The organism is Streptomyces sp. NPDC026538 (assembly GCF_055567535.1).
In genome coordinates this window covers 62,422-84,498 of the sequence record NZ_JBVHQG010000003.1, presented here as the reverse complement: position 1 = coordinate 84,498, position 22,077 = coordinate 62,422, and the positions used below count along the sequence as shown (strand labels likewise).

At 71.9% G+C, this 22,077-nt stretch carries 23 protein-coding genes, 2 tRNA genes and 1 other RNA gene; 22 read left to right on the top strand and 4 right to left on the bottom strand.

The features are described 5' to 3' along the window. Window positions 1-79 precede the first annotated feature (79 nt). The 16 genes from ACZ4N4_RS13500 (at window position 80) to ACZ4N4_RS13425 (ending at window position 10,961) form a co-directional block, all read left to right on the top strand. Window positions 80-463, top strand: a complete 384-nt coding sequence (locus ACZ4N4_RS13500; protein ID WP_467587876.1) for a RapZ C-terminal domain-containing protein — start codon at window positions 80-82, stop codon at window positions 461-463. 106 nt (window positions 464-569) lie between these two features. Beyond that, window positions 570-746 carry a hypothetical protein gene (locus ACZ4N4_RS13495; RefSeq protein ID WP_467587873.1) on the top strand — a complete coding sequence of 59 codons (177 nt, stop codon included), beginning with the start codon at window positions 570-572 and terminating at the stop codon, window positions 744-746. A gap of 205 nt (window positions 747-951) precedes the next feature. Next, window positions 952-1,221, top strand: coding sequence for a DUF6284 family protein (locus ACZ4N4_RS13490; RefSeq protein WP_467587870.1), 270 nt, complete (start codon window positions 952-954; stop codon window positions 1,219-1,221). Then, window positions 1,218-1,484: a hypothetical protein gene (locus tag ACZ4N4_RS13485; protein WP_467587868.1), complete on the top strand. Its 267-nt coding sequence runs from the start codon at window positions 1,218-1,220 to the stop codon at window positions 1,482-1,484. The genes ACZ4N4_RS13490 and ACZ4N4_RS13485 overlap by 4 nt, the downstream gene beginning before the upstream one ends. Continuing rightward, a complete protein-coding gene (locus tag ACZ4N4_RS13480; protein WP_467587866.1) occupies window positions 1,481-2,356 on the top strand; it encodes a protein spdB in 876 nt (291 codons plus the stop codon). The genes ACZ4N4_RS13485 and ACZ4N4_RS13480 overlap by 4 nt, the downstream gene beginning before the upstream one ends. Beyond that, a complete protein-coding gene (locus ACZ4N4_RS13475; RefSeq protein WP_467587863.1) occupies window positions 2,356-2,688 on the top strand; it encodes an RRQRL motif-containing zinc-binding protein in 333 nt (110 codons plus the stop codon). The genes ACZ4N4_RS13480 and ACZ4N4_RS13475 overlap by 1 nt, the downstream gene beginning before the upstream one ends. Before the next feature lies 1 nt (window position 2,689). Next, on the top strand, window positions 2,690-3,010 hold the full coding sequence (locus ACZ4N4_RS13470) for a hypothetical protein (protein ID WP_467587860.1): 321 nt from the start codon (window positions 2,690-2,692) through the stop codon (window positions 3,008-3,010). 104 nt (window positions 3,011-3,114) lie between these two features. Further along, the gene (locus tag ACZ4N4_RS13465; RefSeq protein WP_467587857.1) at window positions 3,115-5,253 is read left to right on the top strand and encodes an ATP-binding protein; all 2,139 of its coding nucleotides are present in this window, start codon (window positions 3,115-3,117) and stop codon (window positions 5,251-5,253) included. 203 nt (window positions 5,254-5,456) lie between these two features. Further along, window positions 5,457-5,960 (top strand): hypothetical protein, encoded by a 504-nt coding sequence (locus ACZ4N4_RS13460; RefSeq protein WP_467587854.1) that lies wholly within the window; start codon window positions 5,457-5,459, stop codon window positions 5,958-5,960. Between the two features lie 13 nt (window positions 5,961-5,973). Beyond that, window positions 5,974-6,291 carry a MazG-like family protein gene (locus ACZ4N4_RS13455; protein ID WP_467587852.1) on the top strand — a complete coding sequence of 106 codons (318 nt, stop codon included), beginning with the start codon at window positions 5,974-5,976 and terminating at the stop codon, window positions 6,289-6,291. A gap of 91 nt (window positions 6,292-6,382) precedes the next feature. Beyond that, complete coding sequence (locus ACZ4N4_RS13450) at window positions 6,383-6,727, top strand: hypothetical protein (protein WP_467587849.1); 345 nt, start codon at window positions 6,383-6,385, stop codon at window positions 6,725-6,727. Continuing rightward, a complete protein-coding gene (locus ACZ4N4_RS13445; protein WP_467587846.1) occupies window positions 6,724-7,617 on the top strand; it encodes a bifunctional DNA primase/polymerase in 894 nt (297 codons plus the stop codon). Before ACZ4N4_RS13450 ends, ACZ4N4_RS13445 begins: the two co-directional genes overlap by 4 nt. Continuing rightward, on the top strand, window positions 7,614-8,027 hold the full coding sequence (locus ACZ4N4_RS13440) for a hypothetical protein (protein ID WP_467587843.1): 414 nt from the start codon (window positions 7,614-7,616) through the stop codon (window positions 8,025-8,027). Before ACZ4N4_RS13445 ends, ACZ4N4_RS13440 begins: the two co-directional genes overlap by 4 nt. Then, window positions 8,024-9,169, top strand: coding sequence for a DUF3631 domain-containing protein (locus ACZ4N4_RS13435; protein WP_467587841.1), 1,146 nt, complete (start codon window positions 8,024-8,026; stop codon window positions 9,167-9,169). Before ACZ4N4_RS13440 ends, ACZ4N4_RS13435 begins: the two co-directional genes overlap by 4 nt. Before the next feature lie 205 nt (window positions 9,170-9,374). Further along, a complete protein-coding gene (locus tag ACZ4N4_RS13430; RefSeq protein WP_467587838.1) occupies window positions 9,375-9,593 on the top strand; it encodes an excisionase family DNA-binding protein in 219 nt (72 codons plus the stop codon). A gap of 84 nt (window positions 9,594-9,677) precedes the next feature. After that, the gene (locus tag ACZ4N4_RS13425) at window positions 9,678-10,961 is read left to right on the top strand and encodes a tyrosine-type recombinase/integrase (protein WP_467587836.1); all 1,284 of its coding nucleotides are present in this window, start codon (window positions 9,678-9,680) and stop codon (window positions 10,959-10,961) included. A 62-nt stretch (window positions 10,962-11,023) separates the two neighbouring features. Here ACZ4N4_RS13425 and ACZ4N4_RS13420 read toward each other — a convergent pair. Next, window positions 11,024-11,111: transfer RNA gene (locus ACZ4N4_RS13420), tRNA-Ser, on the bottom strand. Between the two features lie 72 nt (window positions 11,112-11,183). Between ACZ4N4_RS13420 and ffs the strand changes: the two genes are divergently transcribed. The 6 genes from ffs (at window position 11,184) to ACZ4N4_RS13390 (ending at window position 19,974) form a co-directional block, all read left to right on the top strand. After that, an RNA gene (gene ffs / locus ACZ4N4_RS13415) (signal recognition particle sRNA small type) lies at window positions 11,184-11,282 on the top strand. Window positions 11,283-11,327: 45 nt separating this feature from the next. Then, the gene (locus ACZ4N4_RS13410; protein WP_467587833.1) at window positions 11,328-13,562 is read left to right on the top strand and encodes a DNA polymerase III subunit gamma and tau; all 2,235 of its coding nucleotides are present in this window, start codon (window positions 11,328-11,330) and stop codon (window positions 13,560-13,562) included. 288 nt (window positions 13,563-13,850) lie between these two features. Continuing rightward, window positions 13,851-15,122 carry a phosphoribosylamine--glycine ligase gene (gene purD / locus ACZ4N4_RS13405; RefSeq protein WP_467587831.1) on the top strand — a complete coding sequence of 424 codons (1,272 nt, stop codon included), beginning with the start codon at window positions 13,851-13,853 and terminating at the stop codon, window positions 15,120-15,122. Between the two features lie 289 nt (window positions 15,123-15,411). Then, the gene (locus ACZ4N4_RS13400) at window positions 15,412-17,169 is read left to right on the top strand and encodes a hypothetical protein (RefSeq protein ID WP_467587828.1); all 1,758 of its coding nucleotides are present in this window, start codon (window positions 15,412-15,414) and stop codon (window positions 17,167-17,169) included. A gap of 326 nt (window positions 17,170-17,495) precedes the next feature. After that, window positions 17,496-18,989, top strand: coding sequence for a N,N-dimethylformamidase beta subunit family domain-containing protein (locus ACZ4N4_RS13395; protein WP_453568208.1), 1,494 nt, complete (start codon window positions 17,496-17,498; stop codon window positions 18,987-18,989). A 70-nt stretch (window positions 18,990-19,059) separates the two neighbouring features. Further along, a complete protein-coding gene (locus tag ACZ4N4_RS13390; RefSeq protein ID WP_453568207.1) occupies window positions 19,060-19,974 on the top strand; it encodes a phosphoribosylaminoimidazolesuccinocarboxamide synthase in 915 nt (304 codons plus the stop codon). Window positions 19,975-20,099: 125 nt separating this feature from the next. Here ACZ4N4_RS13390 and ACZ4N4_RS13385 read toward each other — a convergent pair. The 3 genes from ACZ4N4_RS13385 to ACZ4N4_RS13375 form a co-directional block, all read right to left on the bottom strand. Next, window positions 20,100-20,172: transfer RNA gene (locus ACZ4N4_RS13385), tRNA-Gly, on the bottom strand. Between the two features lie 22 nt (window positions 20,173-20,194). Continuing rightward, on the bottom strand, window positions 20,195-20,809 hold the full coding sequence (locus ACZ4N4_RS13380; RefSeq protein ID WP_351744512.1) for a response regulator transcription factor: 615 nt from the start codon (window positions 20,807-20,809) through the stop codon (window positions 20,195-20,197). After that, window positions 20,806-22,053 (bottom strand): sensor histidine kinase, encoded by a 1,248-nt coding sequence (locus tag ACZ4N4_RS13375; RefSeq protein ID WP_467587823.1) that lies wholly within the window; start codon window positions 22,051-22,053, stop codon window positions 20,806-20,808. The genes ACZ4N4_RS13380 and ACZ4N4_RS13375 overlap by 4 nt, the downstream gene beginning before the upstream one ends. Window positions 22,054-22,077 lie beyond the last annotated feature (24 nt).

Genomic DNA, 22,077 nt, shown 5'->3' with positions numbered 1-22,077 from the left:
CCGGTTGCCTCCGCTGCGCGTCTCGTACGTGCAGCGCTGAGGGGAGCCGGAACACCCCTTCACCTGTCTGGGAGTCCGCATGGCTGCAACCGTCGAGATCGTTTCGTTCGGCTACCTGCACGACGCGCCCCCGGCGGCGCATCTCACCATTGACCTGCGTCACCACTTCCGCGACCCGCACGTCAGCCCGGAACTGCGGTACATGACCGCCGACGACGAGCCGGTACGGGCCGCCGTGCTGGCCACTCCCGGCATCGCCGCTCTGGTCGACGCCACCGCGACAGCGGTCGCCGCATTCGTGTCCGGCCCGAGTGCCGGATCCGTGATCGTCGCCGACGGATGCGCCGGTGGCCGGCATCGTGCACCCACCTTCGCCCGCGCCCTGGCCGACCGGCTGACCGCCGCCGGCCACACGGTGAGCATCCGCCACCGCGACATGGGCAAGGACGTCGTCCAGCGCTGACCCCCTTGTTCCACTGCCCCGGCAACCAGCCGTGAGGGCGCTCGTTCGAAGCGGGCCCGGGGCGCGCACGACCCGCATCACTCACTCGAAGACGGAGAAATCAACCATGTTCCGAAAGAGCCCTTCCCCGGCGGTCGAGGACAACCAGAGCCGTTCCACCGAGGACCTGCGAAACGAGTACGCGCTGATCAACCGGGAGCGAGCGGGCGGCGCGAACTCCCTGGGCGCCTTGGCCGACCAGAACGACATCGCCCGCGAGCTGGAACGGCGCGGCGAGCTGTAGGCGGCACGCCGCTATCAGCCCCGGACCCGCCGTGTGCGGGGGCCGCGACGACGCCGGATCGAATCCGGTCCGGGGGCACCGGCCGCCTACGCGCGGCCCGCCGCACGCGTGAGTGCGGCCAATCCACCACAACGGCGCGCGGCCCCAGTGCTGGAACACCGGGGCCGCTGTTCGGGCCGTTCCTATCCGAGAGGAACACGACCCAATGGAGCACATCGTCACTGTTCAGGACGCTGTTACCGCGTTCGCCGACTGGAACGAGCCGACGGACGCGGAACTGGACGCGATCGAGCAGGAGATGCCCGTGATCCTCGCGGACGTCGACCTGTTGGACGCGTACATCATCACCCTGGACCGCACCCCGACCGTCCTGGACGCCCGCCGGATCCGCCGGGCCCGCCGCCGCGCGCTCGCCGCCCGCGCGGCCCTGGTCAACCGCACGGCGAGCGAGACCCTGCCCGGCGGTGCGGCGTGAACGACGACACCCGCGAGTTCCTGGCTGCCGTCCTGGACGCCATCAACATCCCCTCCCCGGCCACCTACGGCGACCACGAAGCGTTCCAGCGCCTGCTGGAAGACCGCGCACTGGACGCGATCGTGGCCCTGCGCGGCGCTCTGGGTGAGCCGCCGGACGCCGACTGGGGGCTTGGCTGGCACACCGGTTACCTGCGTAAGCAACTCGCGCAGAAGCCGCCGACCACCTACCGCTACTACGACGCGGACGGGGGCACGGCATGAGGTACGTCAACGTCAAGCGGCTGGTGACCGTGCTGCCGGCGGTCGCGATGACCGGCGTGTCCATGGTGCTCACCCTAGCCGTGGTCGTGATGTGGCTGGGGGAATCGATGCCCAAGGGCGTCGCCCTGGTCGTCGGTCTCGGAATCGACGGCGGATGGCTGGCCACCCTCGCTTATGAGCGCCGGCTCGCCGCGCAGGGCGACCACAGCAACGCCGTGACCGGCGTCGGCTGGTCCTTCGGCGCCGTTGCCTCCGGGGTCCTGGTCACTCACGCCCTGCTTGCCGACTCAACGTCGCGGGGGGCGTGGCTGGCCGTGGCGTGGCTACCGATCGCCGCCAAGGCCCTGTGGCTGGTCCACGGCCTGTGGGAGCGCACCGCACTCACCCCGGCCGCGCTGGACATGATCCGAGGCATTCAGCAGGACGCCCGCGACGATGCCGCCGTGGCCCGTGCCCGCCTGCGGGCCGAAGCGTCTACGGAAGAGACCCGGCTGACGGCCGTGACACAGGCAGGTGCGCGCGTCGCCCGTGTCCAAGCCAGGACCGCTGACACTCTCGCCGACGCGTGGTCGAAGCTGGAGACGGCCCGCAAGGGCGAGAGCACCGGACGCGCCCTGACCAGTGTGACGGGCCGCGTCACACCCGACGTCACACCGTCCTGGGAGCTCCCAGTGTGGGGCCCGGTCGAGCCGGTTGCGGCGCTGGAGCAGGGGCCCGCGCTCACCGATGACGCGCTGGACGTCGTGGTGGACGCGATCCGGCTGAGTGAGCAGCCGCCGTTGTCGTACCGGGAGATGGCCACCCGCTTCCGCGCCGCCGGCCACTCTGCCAGTGAGGTCCGGCTCCGGGCTTCTTGGAAGCGGGTTGCCTGATGGCCGCGCTGCCGGTCTACCGGTGGCACCTCGCGCCGGACGGCTACGCCACCCGCCGCCAACTGCGGGCCCGCAACCTGCGCCCCGGCGGTCAGGACGTCGCCGCTCAGCTCGAACGCCCCCGCCGCCGACGGTCCCCGCTGGTCGCCTACCTGTACCGCGTCGACCTGGCCAAACCGGTCCGGCCCATGACGCCCGGCCGGTGGGCGGCGCTCGCCAAGGCCAATACCGCCCGCCGCACCTGCCCCGCCTGCCGGCGCGATGCCGGCTACGTCATCCCCACCGCGCTCGGTGCCTGCGCGCCCTGCGCCTACCCCGAAGGGACCGCCTGACATGGGCAAGCCCGACACCCGCCGCGTGGACCGCGAGATCACCAAGACCCAGAAGAAGCTGGAAGCGGTCCGCCGGGGTGAGTGGTGGCCGCTAACCGGCCGCGAGCGCCGGGACATGTTCCGTGCGATGGCCGGCGGCGCCCGCAGCATCCACCAGGGCCGCAGCACCGGCCGCGCCGAGACTCGCATGGACTCCATCGGATCCTCGGTCGAGAACCGGCTGAACGCCGAACTCACCGCCCTGTACGGCGAGCGCCAGCGGATCGTCAGCGAGTACGCGCAGGCCAAGGCCAAGAACAAGTCGTCGTCTGGCTGGTGGTGACCAGCCGCAACACCGGGGCCGCCGCCTCTTTGGCCGGACACGGCGGCCCCGTGCTCTCCCACTCATTCCGCCCCATGCCTGGGGCAGTCAGGAGAAGTTCCAGCATGACCGAGAACGTCATCAACCTCCACAAGCCCACCGACCCGCCCACCGACCCGCCCACCGGTCCGAACGCCCCGACCGTCCTCACGGTCGTCCCCGACCCGGCACCCGCCCCGCGGCTGCCGTTGTGGATCCGCTCCGGGCGCGCGATCCGTACGGCCGTGACGCACGACGTCACGAAGACGTCGGCCCGTGCGGCGGCCCGGCACGCCCTCTACGTCTACGGCGGCACCCGCATCGTCACCCGCCGCGCGTGGGAGGCCCGCACCCCCGCCCGTTACGAGCGGCTCATGCGCGCCGCGGAAGCGGCGGGGAACCTGGAAGAGGCCCGCGAGTGGGAAGAGCGCGGCCAGCACTTCCGGGAGGCACGCCACCGCCGCCGCATGGACCTCCTGCACTCCCCGGTCGAAGCGGCCAAGGGCGCCGCCGTCTCCGCCGGCACCGGGGTTGGGTTACTGGTCGCGCTCGGGGTGTGCATGGCCATCGCCACGAAGGACGTGACCGAGGTGGTCACGCCGCTGATGGCGGTCATCAAGTTCATCAACCTGATGATCACCATCGTTCAGGTCGTGTGGGGCCCCGCGGTCACGATCGGCCCGTTCCTCGTCCTGCTCGCCTTGTGGTCGGTGGGCGCGCACCAGAAGGCGGCGCCGTCGTGGTCCATGCCGGAGCAGCAGCGATCGAGCGAGGGTGAGCCGATCACCCCGTCGATCGTGGTCAAGGCCCTGCGCGACCTCGGAGTACCGGCCCTGCGCAACGCCATCAAGGAGATGGGTGACGCTGGCGCCGCGATGCTCGGACCGATCCGGATCGCCGGATGCGGCGTCGAGGTTGATGTCACGCTTCCTTCTGGGGTGTCCACGATCGAGGTGCAGAACCGGCGCCGGAAGCTTGCGGAGAACCTGACTCGGCATGAGCACGAGGTGTTCATCATGCTCCCCGTGGCCGCGCGCACGGTCCGGCTGTGGATCGCCGACTCGGGGGCGCTGGATGAGCCGATCGGTCCGTCTCCGCTGGCCACCGACGAGACCTTGACCGCCGACTACAAGAAGGGCCGTGCTCCGTGGGGTCAGGACCTGCGCGGCGACGCCGCGGCGCTGAGCCTGTTCCAGCGTCACCTCCTGGTCACCGGCCTGTCCAACCAGGGCAAGACCGCCTCCCTGCGCGCGCTCGCCCTGTGGGCGGCGCTCGATCGCGCGGTGGAGTTCCGGATCGCCGACCTCAAGGGCGTCGGGGACTGGGGCATGTTCGACGGTCTCGCGAGCGTTCTGATCCAGGGCCCTACCGATGACGACGTGGTCGACGCCACGTGGATGGTGGAAGACGCGCTGGAGGAGATGAACCGGCGGATCACGGTCCGGCAGCAGGACCCGAAAGCGCAGTTCAGTCCGCTGGTGGTCATCGTGGACGAAGCGCAGGTCGCGTTCATGTGCCCGGTCAAGGACGACCAGAAGAACCCCTACGGCGGCTCCAAAGCCACCAGCCGGTACTTCATGGCGGTCCGCCGGATCCACAACCAGGGCCGCGCGGTGGACGTCCTGATGTGGCAGGGCACCCAGGACCCCACCGACCAGAACCTTCCCAAGCTCGTGCGCGAGGGTGCCCACACCCGTGCCTCACTCGCGCTGGGCACGGAGTCGCAGGCCCGTATGGCGCTGGGGGACAAGGCCGTTGACGGCGGCGCCGCCCCGCACCTGCTCCGGCAGGGACTGGACAAGGGAACGCTGGTGGTCGCCTCGGACGGGATCACGGTCCCGGCCGGCCAGGCGTCCATCACGGTGCGCACGCACTACATCAACGACGACGACGCCAAGGCCATCTGCGAGCGAGCCAAGGCCCTGCGCGCCGGCATCACCACCCTGCGCGCGGTCGACCGCACCGAGGAGCGCGACGCCCTCGCCGACATTCTCACCGTCCTCGGGGACGCGCCGCGCCTGCTCACCCAGGACGTTCTCAAGCGGCTCGCCGTGCTCAGTGAGGACGCCTACGGGGCGTGGACGTTCAGCGACCTCAAGGACGCGATGGAGGCCTTCGGCGAGGAGCCCCGCAAGTCCCACGGGCGCATGTCCGTCCACCGCGATCACGTCCTTCGGGCCATCGCCAACCGCGACGAGACGGGTTCCGCTTCCACTTCCGAGTAGCGGGGAGGCAACCACCCCGTGTTCGGGGAGGCGGGGAGAACTCCCCAACCGCCTCCCCAACCCGCCTCCCCCACGTTGATCAGCGAAAACATCGTTTCAGGGAGGCGGGGAGGCGCCCAGCTCAGCGCCCTCAAACCCCCCTCTCAGCGCCCCCGGCAGGGGGTGTCCCTGCCTCCCCCGATCTGCACTGAAAGGGATTCCGCATGTACCCCAACACCACCCCCCAGACGCCCCCGCCGGGCGTCCGGATGAGCGACGACGTCGCCGCCGCCGAAGCGCGCCGGATCATCGCCGACGCCTACAAGCCCGCCCCCGACATGCCGACCTCCTACCGCGACGACTCGCCACTTCCCGCGTACGGCGACACGCCCCCGGTACTCCAGCCGGACCGGCGGATCGTGCCCGCGTGGGCCGCCGGAACCGCGGTGGCCGGCATCGGCGTCGGAGCCGCATTCGTGGGCGTCGGCTGCGGCGTCTGGCTCGCCTGCCAGGGGTTCGCCGCCGTCTCCCTCACCAGCGTTCTGTTCGTCACCCTGCCCATCGCCGCCGTCGCCGGCGTCTTCGCCGCGATCGGCACCGCACTGCGGTCGCTCAGGGGCGTGCACACCGAAACCCACCACCACTACCGGGCCCCGGTGAGCCAGCACCACAGCAGCAGCAAGACGTACGGCCTGTCCGCCCGCACCACCAACCAGCACACGAGTTGAGGAGACAACTGACGTGAGCGCCACGCTCTTCCCCGTCGCGGCCCGCATCGCCGCCGCCCTGAACCACGTCAACGGGCACGGCGAGCACGAGACCGCCATGCGCCTGATCAAGGTCACCGAAGAGGCCGGTGAGGCATCCGCCGCCTACATCGGCATGACCGGCCATAACCCCCGCAAGAACATCACCCACACCACGGCGGACGTCGCCGACGAACTGTGTGACGTCATCATCGCCGCCACCGTCGCCCTGCACTCGTTCAGCGCCACCCCGGCCGCCGACCTGACCGCGAAGTTGGACGCCGTCGCCCGCCGCCTGACCCGACGGCCGTAGCTGCGCCAAGGGCGGCCCCCCTCATCTCGCCAAAGATCACGGGGCCGCCCTTGTCCCACCAGGACCAACCAAGGAACTGGAGACATCCAGGATGACGCAACCCACCCACAACCCGCGAGCGGTCCACACGCCCTTAACGGCGGTGCACTACCGGACCGAGCCGCGCCCGGACGGCAGCACCGTCCTTGCCCTGCTCACGGTCACCGGGCCCTACGTCCTGACCGAGCACCGTTTCGAGCTGGACAAGCACCTCACCCGCTACCTGCTCAACGACCTCAAGCGGGCACTGCGCGACGTCCCGAACCCCGGACCGCGCTCGGAGGCAGCCGCGATGCTCGCCGCCCTCGACAGCGACGACCCCACCGCGTTCGACACGGCCGTGGACGCCTACACCGCCCGCCTGCACCACCTGTGGACGAACGGGGGCACGGCATGAGCGAAAACCTGATGGCGGCCGCTCTGGACGCGGCCGGCCGCGGCTGGCATGTCTTCCCCCTGCGTCCCGGAGCCAAGCCGCCCGCCCTGCACGGCGAGCGGGCATGCCCCGGCACCGGGGAGTGCACGGCCGGACACCGGAAGTGGGAGCAGCGCGCCACGACCGACCCGGACCGCATCCGCGCCGCGTGGTCGCGGGCCCCGTTCAACGTCGGTATCGCGTGCGGCCCCTCCGGGCTGCTCGTGGTCGACCTGGACGTGCCCAAGGACAAGGGCAGTGCGGACGCGCCTGACGGCGCGACAACCTTCGGAGCGCTCTGCGAGCGCGCCGGGCACGCCGTCCCCGACACCTACCGGGTCCGGACCGCGAGCGGCGGGGAGCACCTGTACTTCACCGCCCCCACCGGGATCCGGCTCGCCAACACCGCTCGGACCGTGGCCCCTTCGGTCGACACACGGGCATGGGGCGGGTACGTCGTCGCTGCCGGCTCCACCACCCCCACCGGAGCCTACGAAGCCCTGTGCGCCCCCGTGGCGGCCCCTCTGCCGGTCTGGCTCCAAACCATCCTGCAACCCGCCCCCAAGCCCGCGCAGGCCCCCTTGATGGCCGTAGCGGGGCAATCAAGGGGATATGTGGATGTAGCGCTCGCCAACGAGACGCGGACCGTCGCGGCGGCCCAACAGGGTTCGCGGGAAGGCTCGTTGTTCCGGGCGGCGCGCGCTCTGGGGCGCTTCGTCGCGTGGGGCGACCTCCCCCGGCACGTGGTCGAGCAGGCTCTTCAGGAGGCGGGGCAGGCGGCCGGCCTGTCCGCCGCCGAGTGCCGGTCGACCCTGCGCAGCGCCCTGGACTGGTCCATCACCCACAACACCGGTCGCAGGGAGGCGGCATGAGCCCCCGAACCCGCCCCCTCCTGAAGAGCATCACCACCACCCCGGACCGCCCGCACGCCGCTCCACAGCCTGTGGACACGGCGGCCGTGGGCGAGCCGGAAGGCGCCGCCCGCAAGGGCGTCCGAACAAGCCCTGACCCGCACGGGGGCACCTTCCCGGATCCGACGCCGGAGCGGCCCGGCATCCGGATCTACGCGCCGCCGGTCTACCGCCACCCCTACGACGGCGCCCGCTGGTCCAAGCGCTACGGCGACACCCCCACCGCCGCCTACGCCTGCGCGTGCGGCCTCACCGCCACCGCGACAGGCGCCGCCGACGTCGCCGCGCTGATCGCTGACTACGAGTACCACCGGGCCAAGGAGTGCACCGGGGCCGCCGCCTCGCTCACCGAAGGGAGGGCCGCCGCATGACCGACGTCATCGACGGCGCCACGCTGCTCAACGAGGTGGAGGCCTTCCACCGCCGCTTCAACGTCTTCCCGACCGAGGCCGCCTACGTCGCCGTCGCGCTGTGGGACGCGCATGCCCATCTGCTCGACTGCTTCGACTCCACGCCCCGCCTGGCTTTCCTGTCCCCGGAGCCGGGGTCGGGGAAGTCCAGGGCGCTGGAGATCGTGGAAACCCTCGTGCCTTCACCGATGACGGCGGTCAACGCGTCCGCCGCCGCCCTGTTCCGCTCCGTGTCCAACCCGTCCGGCCGGCCGACGATCCTCTTTGACGAGATCGATACGGTGTTCGGGCCGAAGGCGGGGGAGAACGAGGAGCTGCGGGGGTTCCTGAACGCCGGGCACCGGCGCACCGGGGTCACCTACCGGTGCATCGGTGACGGCGGGAACCAGACCGTTCAGGCCTTCCCGTCGTACTGCGCGGTCGCGGTCGCCGGACTCGGCTCACTCCCGGACACGATCATGACCCGGTCGGTCATCATCCGGATGCGTCGCCGGGCCCGCAACGAACGCGTGGAAGCCTTCCGGGCCCGCGTCCACGAAGGGGAAGGGCACAAGCTCCGTGACCGGCTCGCCCAATGGGCCGAACGCGCCCGCGGGTTCGTGATGGGCGCCTGGCCCGACATGCCGGACGGGGTCACCGACCGGCCTGCGGACGTGTGGGAGCCCCTGTTGGCCATCGCGGACGCGGTCGGCGGGGAGTGGCCGGAGCGGGCCCGTGCCGCGTGTGTGGCGCTGGTGACCGCGTCCAAGGCCAACGACAAAGGCAGTCTCGGGATCCGGCTGCTCGCCGACCTGCGCGACCACGTCATGGTCGGTATCGACCGCCTGCCCACCGTGGCCATCCTGGACCGGCTCAACGCCCTGGACGACGCGCCGTGGGCCGATCTGCACGGCAAGCCGCTCGACAACCGCAGGTTGTCGCGGATGCTCGCCGAGTACATGACGGCGGACAACGAGCCGATCGCCTCCCGCAACATCAAGACCGCCGGGAGCGTCCTCAAGGGCTATCACGCCGCCGATCTGTGGGACGCGTGGGCCCGCTACTGCCCCCCACCCCCGGAAAGTCCGCTACCTCCGCTACCCGGCACCGAAAACCTGACCTGACCAGCAACAACGCGGTAGCGGCAACCACCCCGAGTTGCCGCTACCGTCCCGCTACCCATCCGCTACCGCTACCCCTTACCGCTACCCCGAACAGGCCCCTGACCTGCGCGGTAGCGGCGGTAGCGGAAGTAGCGCCCCTCAGAAGGGGGTCCGGAAGGGCCCCGCTCCCAACTCCCACCACGCGAGACGAAGGAGCGTCATCCACATGGACACGGTCCAGGTCGCCGATGTCATGGACTCCACCCTCGTGCTCCTGACGGTCGAAGAGGCTGCCCGGCGCCTCCGTATCGGCAGGACCACCTGTTACGCGCTCATCCGCTCCGGAGAGCTGGAGTCCGTACCCGTCGGCCGGCTCCGTCGCGTCCCCGCCGACGCACCGGCCGCGTACGTCGCTCGCCTCCGCACCACCTACCGCGTCGCTTGAGGGCGCCTGGGGTGGCGGCACTGCCGGTCGGGCAGTCCGCCGCCCCGGTTTCCAATCCCGAGATCAAGAAGCAGGAGTCCGCCTGTGGCAGAAAAGAAGAAGGGCACCCGCCGCGCCAACGGTGAATCCGCCATCTACCTGGGCGCGGACAGCCGGTGGCACGCGCGAGTCCCGATGGGCTACAAGGACAACGGGGAGCCCTACCGGCGGCACCTGACGCGCAAGACGCGCGAGGACCTGGTTGAGGAAGTCAAGAAGCTGGAGAAGCAGCGCGACGGGGGTTCGGCACAGCAGCCGGGCAGGGCGTGGACCGTTGAGAAATGGCTTCAACACTGGGTTGAGGACATCGCCAAGCCGACCGTCAGCGAGAACACCTACGACGGCTACGAGGTCGCTGTCCGGGTGCACCTCGTGCCGGGCATCGGCAAGCACCGTCTTGACCGCTTGCAGCCCGAGCATCTGGAGAGTCTGTACGGCCGTATGCAGGCGAATGGAGCGCGCAAGGCGGGAACGGCTCACCAGGCTCACCGCACCGCTCGCACTGCGCTGGGGGAGGCGGTACGGCGCGGCTATGTGGCCAGGAACGCCGCCGCGCTGGCGAAGCCGCCCCGGATGGAAGAGGACGAATCCGAGGTGGAGCCGTACTCGGTGGAAGAGGTGCAGTGCCTGCTGCTAGAAGCCAACAAGCGCCGGAACACCGCCCGGTGGATGCTGGCGCTGGCGCTCGGTCTGAGGCAGGGGGAGACGCTCGGACTGCGCTGGTCCGACGTCGACCTGGCCAACGAGTACCTCAAGCTGCGGCGGAACCGTTTGCGCCCCCGGTATGAGCATGGATGCCCGGAGGGTTCACCCTGCGGTCGCAAGCCGGGGTACTGCCCGGACAAGGTGCAGGTCCGTCGCGAGACCAAGAACACTAAATCCCGCGCCGGCCGCCGTGCCGTGCTTCTGCCGGGCCCGCTGGTCGCCATGCTCCGGGCCCATGCCGAGACGCAGGAGCGTGAGCGCAAGGCGGCCGGCAGCCTGTGGACCGAGTCGGACTACGTGTTCACCAAACCGCTGGGTGGACCGCTGAGCCCGAACACGGACTATCACGACTGGAAGCGGCTGCTGGAGGACGCGGGGGTGAGGAACGGCCGGCTGCACGACGCCCGGCACACCGCCGCCACCGTGCTCATGCTGCTCGGTGTCCCGGACCGGGTCATCGATCAGATCATGGGGTGGGAGCCGGGCACCTCCGCGGGCATGCGGGCCCGATACCTTCACGTGCCGGACGCCATGCTCAAGGACGTGGCCCGGAAGATCGCCGAAGCCATCTGGGGAGCCCCGGAGAAACCCGCTGTGGACAAAAACCAGGACAACGAGGTCTGAGGACAACGTCGAAGGGCCCCCTGTTTCCAGGGGGCCCTTCGACATCGTGCCCGGTGAGGCACTGGCGGAGGATACGAGATTCGAACTCGTGAGGGGTTGCCCCCAACACGCTTTCCAAGCGTGCGCCCTAGGCCTCTAGGCGAATCCTCCGCTCGGAACATTACATGACCGAGAGGAGTGCTCGCGAACTCGTTCCCACCCCCTGACGTCGGGTACTCTGTGCAGAGCCCCTCACGCGGCGCTATCTGACTGAACTCCCCCAGGGCCGGAAGGCAGCAAGGGTAGGTTGGCTCTGGCGGGTGCGTGGGGGGCGCTTGCGTTTGCCGACGGGGCTGGTTGTCAGTGGGCGCCTATAACCTCGTATGCGTGTCGTCTCTCGCGCTGTACCGCCGCTATCGCCCGGAGTCGTTCGCCGAGGTCATCGGGCAGGAGCATGTCACCGGCCCGTTGCAGCAGGCGCTGCGGAACAACCGGGTCAATCACGCGTACCTGTTCAGCGGACCGCGTGGGTGCGGGAAGACGACCAGCGCACGGATCCTCGCTCGCTGCCTGAACTGCGAGAAGGGGCCGACGCCGACCCCCTGCGGCGAGTGCCAGTCATGCCAGGACCTCGCCCGTAACGGGCCCGGTTCCATCGACGTCATCGAGATCGACGCGGCCTCTCACGGTGGTGTGGACGACGCCCGTGAGCTGCGCGAGAAGGCGTTCTTCGGGCCCGCGGGCAGCCGCTACAAGATCTACATCATCGACGAGGCCCACATGGTCACGTCGGCCGGCTTCAACGCCCTGCTCAAGGTCGTCGAGGAGCCCCCGGAGCACCTGAAGTTCATCTTCGCCACCACCGAGCCCGAGAAGGTCATCGGGACCATCCGGTCGCGGACCCATCACTATCCCTTCCGGCTGGTACCGCCGGGCACGCTGCGGGACTACCTCGGCGAGGTGTGCGGCAAGGAGGACATCCCCGTCGAGGAGGGCGTGCTGCCCCTCGTCGTCCGCGCCGGCGCCGGTTCGGTGCGTGACTCCATGTCCGTCATGGACCAGCTGCTCGCCGGAGCGGGAGCGGAGGGTGTGACCTATGCCATGGCCACCTCCCTGCTCGGCTACACCGACGGGTCCCTGCTCGACTCCGTCGTCGAGGCCTTCGCGACCGGGGACGGCGCCGCCGCCTTCGAGGTCGTCGACCGCATCATCGAGGGCGGCAACGACCCCCGCCGCTTCGTCGCCGACCTGCTGGAGCGGCTGCGGGACCTGGTGATCCTCGCCGCCGTCCCGGACGCCGCGGAGAAGGGGCTGTTCGACGCCCCCGCCGACGTTCTGGAGCGTATGCAGGCCCAGGCCGGCACGTTCGGCGCCGCCGAGCTCAGCCGCGCCGCCGACCTCGTCAACGAGGGCCTCACCGAGATGCGTGGCGCCACCTCCCCCCGCCTCCAGCTGGAGCTGATCTGCGCGCGCGTGCTGCTGCCGGCCGCCTACGGCGACGAGCGGTCCATGATGGCCCGCCTGGACCGGCTGGAGCGGGGCGTCAACTTCTCGGGCGGCGGCGGCGCGCCCGCGATGGGGTACGTCCCCGGACCCGAGGCACACCTGGCGACGCCCGGAGGAGCTCCGGCGGGTGCGGTTCCCGCTCCGGTTGCTCCGGTCCCGCAGGGGGGCGGGCCTGCGGCGGCCCGTGCGGCGGTACGAGGGGGAGCAGCGCCCGAGCCGGCGCCGGCACCCGCACCCGCGCCGGTACAGGCATCCGCGCCGGCACAGGCTCCGGCACCGGCCCCGGCCGCCCCTCAGCCGCCTGTCCCCACGCCGGCCGCCCCACCGGCTCCTCCTGCCGCCACGCCCGGTGCCTGGCCGACGGCCGCCCCCGCGGGAGGCGGCGCCGCCCGGCGTCCCGGCGGCTGGCCCACGGCCACGGCCGCGGGTACGGCCACAGGCGCCCCCGCGGCCGCCCCGGCGCCGGCTGCCCAAGCCTCCGCCGCCGCACCCGTCTCCGCCCCCACCGGCGGCCCGGACCCCCGTGTCCTGTGGCCGAACATCCTGGAAGCGGTCAAGAACCGCCGCCGCTTCACCTGGATCCTGCTCAGCCAGAACGCCCAGGTCGCCGGTTTCGACGGCACCACCCTCCAGCTCGGCTTCGTCAACGCCGGCGCCCGCGACAACTTCGCGAGCAGCGGCAGCGAGGACGTACTGCGCCAGGCGCTGACCGAGCAGTTCGGCGTGCAGTGGCGGATCGAGGCCGTCGTCGACCCGACGGGCGGCGGCTCGGCCGCGGCCGGCCCCGGGTACGGCGGCGGTCAGCCCGGTGGCGGTTACGGCGGCGCACCCGCGGCGTCGTCCGGGTACGGCGGCTCCACCCCGGCGGCCCCGGCCCGCCCGGCGACGCCCCAGCCCGGGCCGCCGACGTCCACACCCCAGGGTTCCCCCGCGTCCGCCCCGAGGGCATCGGCTCCCACCGCGCCGCCCGCCGCCCCCGAACCGCCCCCGGTGTCCCCCGAGGACGACATCCCCGAGGAGGACGACCCCGACCTCGACGAGTCGGCGCTCTCCGGCCACGAACTGATCGTGCGGGAACTGGGGGCGACGGTGGTGGAGGAGATCCAGAACGAGTGACGCGGGGTGACCGCGAGGGTGCTGCGGCCGTGTGACCGGCTGCGGGCCGTCGTGGGCGCCGCGCGGTTCCCCGCGCCCCTGGGTTTGTCGGCGCATCCGACGCTGGAGGGCGACGGCGCCCAGCCGCCTGAATGAGCCCGTCCGGCGTTCGAGGACGAGGCCGTCCAGGCCGAAGCGGGGTTTGGGGGCGGCAGCCCCCGCGCACGAGCACTTCGACAGACGGCCAATCCCTCAGCCGAGCCCCCTTGGAGGATCCTCCAGTCGGTGCATCCGGCTACGCTGGCCCCCGTGAAGGTCCTCGTCATCGGCAGCGGCGCCCGCGAACACGCCCTGTGCCGCTCTCTGTCCCTCGATTCCGACGTCACCGCGCTGCACTGCGCCCCCGGCAACGCCGGTATCGGCGAGGTCGCCGAGCTGCACCGGGTCGACGCCCTGGACGGTGCTGCCGTCAGCGCCCTGGCCCGGGAGCTCGGCGCCGACCTCGTCGTCGTGGGCCCGGAGGCCCCGCTGGTCGCCGGGGTCGCCGACGCCGTCCGCGAGGCGGGTATCCCGGTCTTCGGCCCCTCCGGGGAGGCCGCGCAGATCGAGGGGTCCAAGGCGTTCGCCAAGGCCGTGATGGCGGCGGCCGGAGTGCCCACCGCCCGTTCGTACGTTTGCACAGACGCCGACGAGGTCGCCGAGGCCCTCGACGCCTTCGGAGCGCCGTACGTCGTGAAGGACGACGGACTCGCCGCCGGCAAGGGCGTCGTCGTCACCGACGACCTGGCCGCCGCCACGGCGCACGCCGCCGAGTGCGACCGCGTCGTCATCGAGGAGTTCCTCGACGGCCCCGAGGTCTCCCTCTTCGCGATCACCGACGGTGTGACGGTCCTCCCACTGCAGCCCGCCCAGGACTTCAAGCGCGCCCTGGACGGGGACCAGGGGCCGAACACCGGCGGCATGGGGGCTTACTCCCCGCTGCCCTGGGCCGACCCCAAGCTGGTCGACGAGGTGATGGAGACCGTTCTCCAGCCGACCGTCGACGAGATGCGGCGGCGCGGCACGCCGTTCTCCGGTCTCCTCTACGCCGGCCTCGCGATCACCTCGCGCGGTGTCCGGGTCATCGAGTTCAACGCCCGCTTCGGCGACCCGGAGACCCAGGTGGTCCTCGCCCGCCTGAAGACCCCGCTGGCCGGCGTCCTGCTCGCCGCCGCGAACGGCACCCTCGACGGCCTCCCGCCGCTGCGCTGGCGCGACGACGCAGCGGTCACCGTGGTGGTCGCCTCCCACAACTACCCGGACACCCCGCGCACCGGTGACCCCATCACCGGTCTCGACACGGTGGCCGCCGAGGACGCCCCGCACGCCTATGTCCTGCACGCGGGGACGAAGCGGGACGGCGACGCGGTCGTCAGCGCCGGTGGCCGCGTTCTCTCCGTGACCGCGACCGGTCAGGATCTGACGCAGGCGCGCGAGCGGGCGTATGCGGCCGTGGCGCGGATCGGGCTCGACGGATCCCAGCACCGTACGGACATCGCGGCGAAGGCGGCGGCCGAGGCGGTCGAGACGGCCGAGGCCTGAGCGCCCTCGAAGCATGCTCGAAGCGTGCACCACTCCTGTTCAGGCCCCGGACCCCGAAAATCCGGGGCCTGATCGTTGCTGTCTGTCGATCACCTCTGACCAAAGCCATTCCATCGAGTGACCGATGCCCCATCCGGCTGACGGGGGCCGAGGCCCCAACTAGGGTGCGGCGCAAGCGTTCCGGCACTTGGCCCACCGGCATTGCGATGTCAGTGGCGGGTGCCACAGTGGGGGAGTGAGCAACAGCCAGGACGGCGCCAGGACAGCAGGGAGGGGGTGAGGTCCGGACGTGACCAGTACCGGTATCGGTGTGGAGGCGGGAGCGCAGGCAGCGCGTACCCGGGCCCTTGCCGTGCTGCGCATCCGCGGCCGGGCCCTGGCCGTGGCGCTGCTGCCCGCGGCGGCCACGGTGATCCTGCTGTCCGGCGGTTCCACCGGCCATTTCGTGGGCCGGGGCTGGGACACGGCCCGCTGGATCGTCGGCGTGCTCGCCGTCGTCGTCCTGCTGGCCGCCGCCGGTATCGCCCTGGTCGTGGCCCGCGCCCGGCCGGCCGTGAGCCCGACGGTCCCGATCCCCGAGACATCCGCCCCGGACCTGTACCGGATGGTGCGCGACCTCGCCGACCGCCTCGACGTCCCGGTGCCCTCCGCCATAGCGCTCACCCCGGACTGCGACAGCTGGCTGGAGGACCGTACCCACCCGGCGCACGGGCCGCCCGCGCCCAAGGGCGGCGACGAACTCGGCAACCCGGGCCCGCACCGGCGTGTGCCGGCTGCCCCCGTGCTCGTCATCGGCTCCCCGTTCCTATGGTGGATGCGCGTCGGCGAGCTGCGTGCGGTCCTCGCCCCGGTCGTCGCCGGTACCGGACCTTCGGCGCACCCGGACATAGCCGCCGCCCGCCGCTTCGTGCGCGGGCTGGACGCGGCGGTCGCCGTCTCCTCCACGACCGGCCGATGTCCGGCGACCCGCCTGGTCTGCGCGGGCCTCGGCTGGGTGGCCCGGGTGCTGCTGCGGGGCTGCCGGGAGCACGCGGCGCTGATGGAGCGCGGCGTCGCCGCCGCGGCCGCCGAGCGCGCCCAGGCCGTGGACTACGGACTGCGGATCGTCGCCCAGGAGCAGGTCGGCCTCGCCTACGCCGGCTGGGACCGCCTTCTCACCCGGGTCGCGCTGCCCGCCTGGCGGATGGGCCGCTGGCCGTCCCGGCTGGACGCGGGCGTGGTCGCGGCGCTCACCGAGCTGTCCCGGCGCGACCGGCTGGCCGAGGGCTTCGCCTCCCGGCTCGGCGAGCGGCCCGCCTGCGACCTGCTGGAGGAGCCGGGTCTGGTGGACGAGGCCGCCTCGCTGCTCGCCGCCCGCCTGTTCCACGGCGGCCCCGCCGAGCCGGGCCCGGACTGGTCGCCGGTGGCCTGGCAGGAGTATCCGGACGAGGTCGTCGACCGCACCTGGCGCACCGAGGCGGCCCGGCTGCACCGCGTCCTGGACTCGCTCGGTGTCCGCGCCACCCTGGATCCCGCGGCCCCCGACCCCGGCGGCCCCACCCTGGCCCGGGTCCTGGACCACCTGACCGACCCGGCCGCCCACCGCAGGCCCAAGGAGCTCCCGGCCTACGACGAGGACACCGAGGAAGCCACCGGTACCGAGCGCAGCGCCGCCCTGGCCGGCGGCCTCACCGCGGCTCTCGCCCGTGAGGAAGCCGCCGTCGTCCCCCTGCCCCCCGGCACGCCCGCAGCCGCCGGACAGGGCCCCGACAGCGCCCGCTGGGACGACTGCGCGCTGCCCCTCGTCCCCCTCCAGCCCCCGCGCACCGCCCGCGAACTGCTCGCCGACCACGTCCGGGCGATGGTGTGCTGCGCGGCCGTGGACACCGCCGGAGCCACTCCCGGCCTGGACTGGCTCGACGGCCCGTCCCTGCTGGTCGACGGCGAGCGGGCCGCCGACCTGACGCCCAGAGTTCTCAGCCTCATCGAGGAGGGAGACCCGGCCCCGCTGCGAGCCTGGCTGGTCGAGTCCGGGATACGTCCCGAGAAGCCCGTACGGCTGGTCTGACCTCGGCGTTTCGACGCTTTAGCGGAGCGAACTGTTCCACTTCAGGCAAATTCGCAACGAACCGTGACCGGACGCGTGCGTTATGTGATGTGCTGGGACCGTTCGGTGAAATGGCAAGCGCATCCGACATAAGACAGACGCCACAGTCACAGCGCACGCAGCACCACGAGCGAGACCGAAACCAGGAAAGAACCAGGAACGAACCAGGCACAGTCCAGGCTCGACCGGAACAGAACAAGCTCGGCCACGAGCCCCCGTTTCACCGCACCACCGCACAACGACTCGTATCAGCAGACTTCACGGGGGCACGAGGGAGGGGAGCCACCATGGCATCGGACCACATCCGCCGCTGGGAGTCGGGAGCACTCGCGCACGCCGTCACGGACCCCTTCGGCCTGGGTCCCGTCCCCTGGCTGCGCGGCAGCGAGACCTATTTCGACGACACCGGTCATGTCGTCCCCTGGTACGTCGACCCGAGCCGGCCACAGCCCACCGGCGAGAACCCGCGGATCCCCGCACCCCGCAGTGCGGGCGGCCCCCGCTCGGCGGACGACGTGCACCGGCAGATCAAAGGATTCACCTCGACCGGCGCGGTCTCCCCGGGCGAGGCCGTCGACTTCCACATCACCGTCGACCCGCCGCAGGAATTCAGCGTCGACATCTACCGCATCGGCCACTACGGCGGCCACGGCGCCGCCAAGATCACCACCAGCCCGCGGCTGTCCGGCATCGTGCAGCCGCCGCCGCTGGCCGCCGACCGTACGGTCTCCTGCCACCACTGGTGGCTGTCCTGGCGGTTGCAGGTCCCCTCGTACTGGAGCAACGGCGCGTACGTCGCCGTGCTCACCACGGCCGACGGCTACCGCTCCCACGTGCCCTTCACGATCCGCGACAACCACCCGGCCGACCTGCTCCTGCTGCTGCCGGACATCACCTGGCAGGCCTACAACCTCTACCCCGAGGACGGCCACAGCGGCGCCAGCCTCTACCACGCCTGGGACGAGCGGGGCCGGCTGCTCGGCGAGGCCGACGCGGCGACCACCGTCTCCTTCGACCGGCCGTACGCGGGCGCGGGCCTGCCCCTGCACGTCGGCCACGCCTACGACTTCATCCGCTGGGCCGAGCGCTACGGCTACGACCTCGCCTACGCCGACGCCCGCGACCTGCACGCCGGCCGCGTCGACCCGGCCCGCTACCGGGGCCTGGTCTTCCCGGGCCACGACGAGTACTGGTCCCCGCGGATGCGCCGCACGGTCGACCTGGCCCGGGACAGCGGCACCTCGCTGGTCTTCCTCTCCGCCAACACCATGTACTGGCAGGTGGAGTTGGGGCCGTCCCCGTCCGGGGTCGCGGACCGTCTGCTCACCTGCCGAAAACGCAAGGGCCCGGGCAAACCCGTGCTCTGGCGCGAGATCGACCGGCCCGAGCAGCAGACGGTCGGCATCCAGTACGCGGGCCGGGTGCCCGAGCCGCGTCCCCTGATCGTGCGCAACGCGCGCCACTGGCTCTGGGAGGCCACCGGCGCGCAGGAGGGCGACGAACTGCCGGGCCTGGTGGCCGGTGAGGCCGACCGCTACTTCCCGCGCACCGCGCTGCCCGAGCACGAGGAGCGCATCCTGCTGGCGCACTCCCCCTACACCGACACCGACGGGGCCCTGCGCCACCAGGAGACCTCCCTCTACCGCGCCCCCTCCGGCGCCCTGGTCTTCGCCTCCGGGACCTTCGCCTGGTCACCGGCCCTGGACCGGCCCGGCCATGTCGACCCCCGTGTCCAGCGCGCCACCGCCAACCTCCTGGACCGCATCTGCAAACGGGACTGACCCAGTGTCCGAAGACAACCCGGCATACGGGAGAATCGGGGGCACCTGTACAGAACCACGGGGAGGAACCGTGTCCGGATTCGTCGAAAAGCCCGAGCCCGTCGAGGTGCCGGGACTGGTGCATCTGCACACCGGCAAGGTGCGCGAGCTGTACCAGAACGCGGCCGGGGACCTCGTGATGGTCGCCAGCGACCGCTTGTCCGCGTACGACTGGGTGCTGCCGACCGAGATCCCCGACAAGGGCCGGGTGCTCACCCAGCTCTCCCTGTGGTGGTTCGACAAGCTCGCCGACCTCGCCCCCAACCACGTCATCAGCACCGAGCTGCCCGAGGGCGCCCCCGCCGACTGGGCGGGCCGCACCCTGGTCTGCAAGTCGCTGAAGATGCTCCCGGTCGAGTGCGTGGCGCGCGGCTATCTCACCGGCTCGGGCCTGGCCGAGTACCAGGAGTCCCGTACGGTCTGCGGCCTCGCCCTGCCCGAGGGCCTGGTCGACGGCTCCGAGCTGCCCGCCCCGATCTTCACCCCGGCCACCAAGGCCGAGGTCGGCGAGCACGACGAGAACGTGTCGTACGAGGAGGTCGCCCGGCAGGTCGGCGCCGAGACGGCCGCCCAGCTGCGCCAGGCCACCCTCGCGGTGTACGGGCGGGCCCGGGACATCGCCCGGGACCGGGGGATCATCCTGGCCGACACCAAGTTCGAGTTCGGCCTGGAGCAGGGCGCCGACGGCGACGTCGCCCTGGTCCTCGCCGACGAGGTCCTCACCCCGGACTCCTCCCGCTTCTGGCCGGCCGACGAGTGGGAGCCGGGCCGGGCCCAGCCGTCGTTCGACAAGCAGTTCGTGCGCGACTGGCTGACCTCGGCCGAGTCCGGCTGGGACCGGAAGAGCGAGCAGCCCCCGCCGCCGCTGCCGCAGCGGGTGGTCGAGGCGACCCGGGCGAAGTACATCGAGGCGTACGAGCGGCTGACCGGCCAGAGCTGGAGCTGACCGCTCGAGGGGCCGCACAGAGGACCGCGTAAAGGACCGTACAAAGGACCGCGCCAAGGCAAGGGGGCCCTGCACGGCAGGGCCCACGCGAAAGGCCCCCGGTGGAGACCGGGGGCCTTTTTCGGAGCGGACGACGAGGCTCGAACTCGCGACCTCAACCTTGGCAAGGTTGCGCTCTACCAACTGAGCTACGTCCGCATGCGCCGTGGCGCGAGAGCAACTATACCCAACCTCGCTCCCGAGCGAGACGCACTGCCGTATGACGGTTCTCCGCACCGAGCTTGGTGACGGCCGAGGAGAGGTAGTTCCGTACGGTTCCCGGCGACAGCGCGGCCCGCTCGGCGATCTCCGCGACCGGTGCCCCGTCGGCCGCCAGTTCCAGCACCTCGGCCTCCCGGGCGGTCAGCGGCGAGTCGCCGGCGGAGATCGCGTCGGCGGCCAACTCGGGGTCGACGTAGCGGTTTCCCGCATGCACGGTACGGATGATCTCCGCGAGCCGCTGCGCGCTGACCGTCTTCGGGACGAACCCCCGCACACCGGCGGCCAGGGCGCGTTTCAGGTGCCCGGGGCGGCCGTGACCGGTCACGATCAGCACCTGGCAGCCGGGCAGTTCGGCCCGCAGTGATGTGGCGACCTTCACACCGTCCGCCCCCGGCATCTGCAGATCCAGTACCGCCACGTCGGGCCGATGGGCCCGCGCCATGGCGAGCGCCTCGGGCCCGGTGGCCGCCTCCGCGACCACGACGAGGTCGTCCTCGAGGCCGAGCAGGGCGGCGAGCGCGCCCCGGATCAGGTGCTCGTCGTCGGCGAGCAACAGCCGTACCGGAGAGGTCATGAGGTGACTCCGCTCACATGCGCATCGGCCGTGCGACCGGTCAGCGGCACCGAAGCCACCACCCGGAACCCGTCCGCCCCCACCGGCCCCGCCTCCAACGTGCCCTCCACCGCCGCGAGCCGCTCCCGCAGCCCGGCGATCCCGGACCCGCCACCCCCGGCCTTGCCGCCGGCCCGCACGGCGACCCCGTCGTTCTCCACCGTCAGCACCACGCGTCCCTCCAGTACCCGCAGGCCCACCGTGCACTGTCCCGCGTCTCCGTGCCGCAGGACATTGGTGGTCGTCTCCCGTACCACCCAGCCGAGGGCCGACTGCACCTCGGCGGGCAGGCCCGCGGTGTCGCCGGTCACCGTGCAGTGGATGCCGGCCGCTGCCAACACGCCCTGCGCGCCCACTAGTTCGGCCGCGAGGTCGGCGTCCCGGTAGCCCCGTACGACGGCCCGTACCTCCCGCTGCGACTCCTGGGCGATCCGCTGCACCTCGATCATCTGCTCCACGGCCTCGGGCCGTTCGCGGCGTGCCAGTTGCACGGCCAGTTCGCTCTTGAGGGCGATGACGGCGAGGTTGCGGCCGAGCACGTCGTGCAGATCGCGGCCGAACCGCAGCCGTTCCTCGGCGACGGCGAGCCGGGCGCGGGTCTCCCGGGCCTCGTCGAGCTCGTAGACGGCGTTCAGCAGCCAGACGGAGAAGCCCGAGGTGGCGGCGAGGCCGCCGCCGGCCATGAACACCACGACCGCCGTGACCAGCGCGGCGATCCCGGGCACGCCCAGCGGGACGGAGACCACGGCCGCCCCGCCCCCGAAGCCCGCGATCAGCGCCACCGCCCGCCGCCGGTCGCGGACGCCGAGCGCCGTGGTGCCGGCCCCGAACGCCAGGATCCCCACGAACACGGTGATCGCCGCGCTGTGCGTGTCGTCGCCCGGCCCGCCGTGCCCGCGCAGTACCAGGGCGGTGACGGCGAAGACGTAGGTGGCCGCGCCGAGCACCCACAGCAGCCGCACCGGCTGCTCCCGGCGGCCCCGCGTCCAGTCCAGCGCCCGGGAGGCGGTCAGCGCGCAGAGCACCGCGTGGACGACGACCATCGCGGTCATCCAGCCCGAGAGCGCCGCCCCCGCCTCCCCGAAGACGGGGAGTCCGATCGCGGTGACCTCGATCACCGCGAAGAAGTGGAACGACCAGCGCGTGTACGTCTCGACCTTGGCGGGCGTGGTCTTCGCCCGCCACCAGCCGCCTGCCCCGCTCATCCCCGGTCCCGTCCCGTTCCGTTC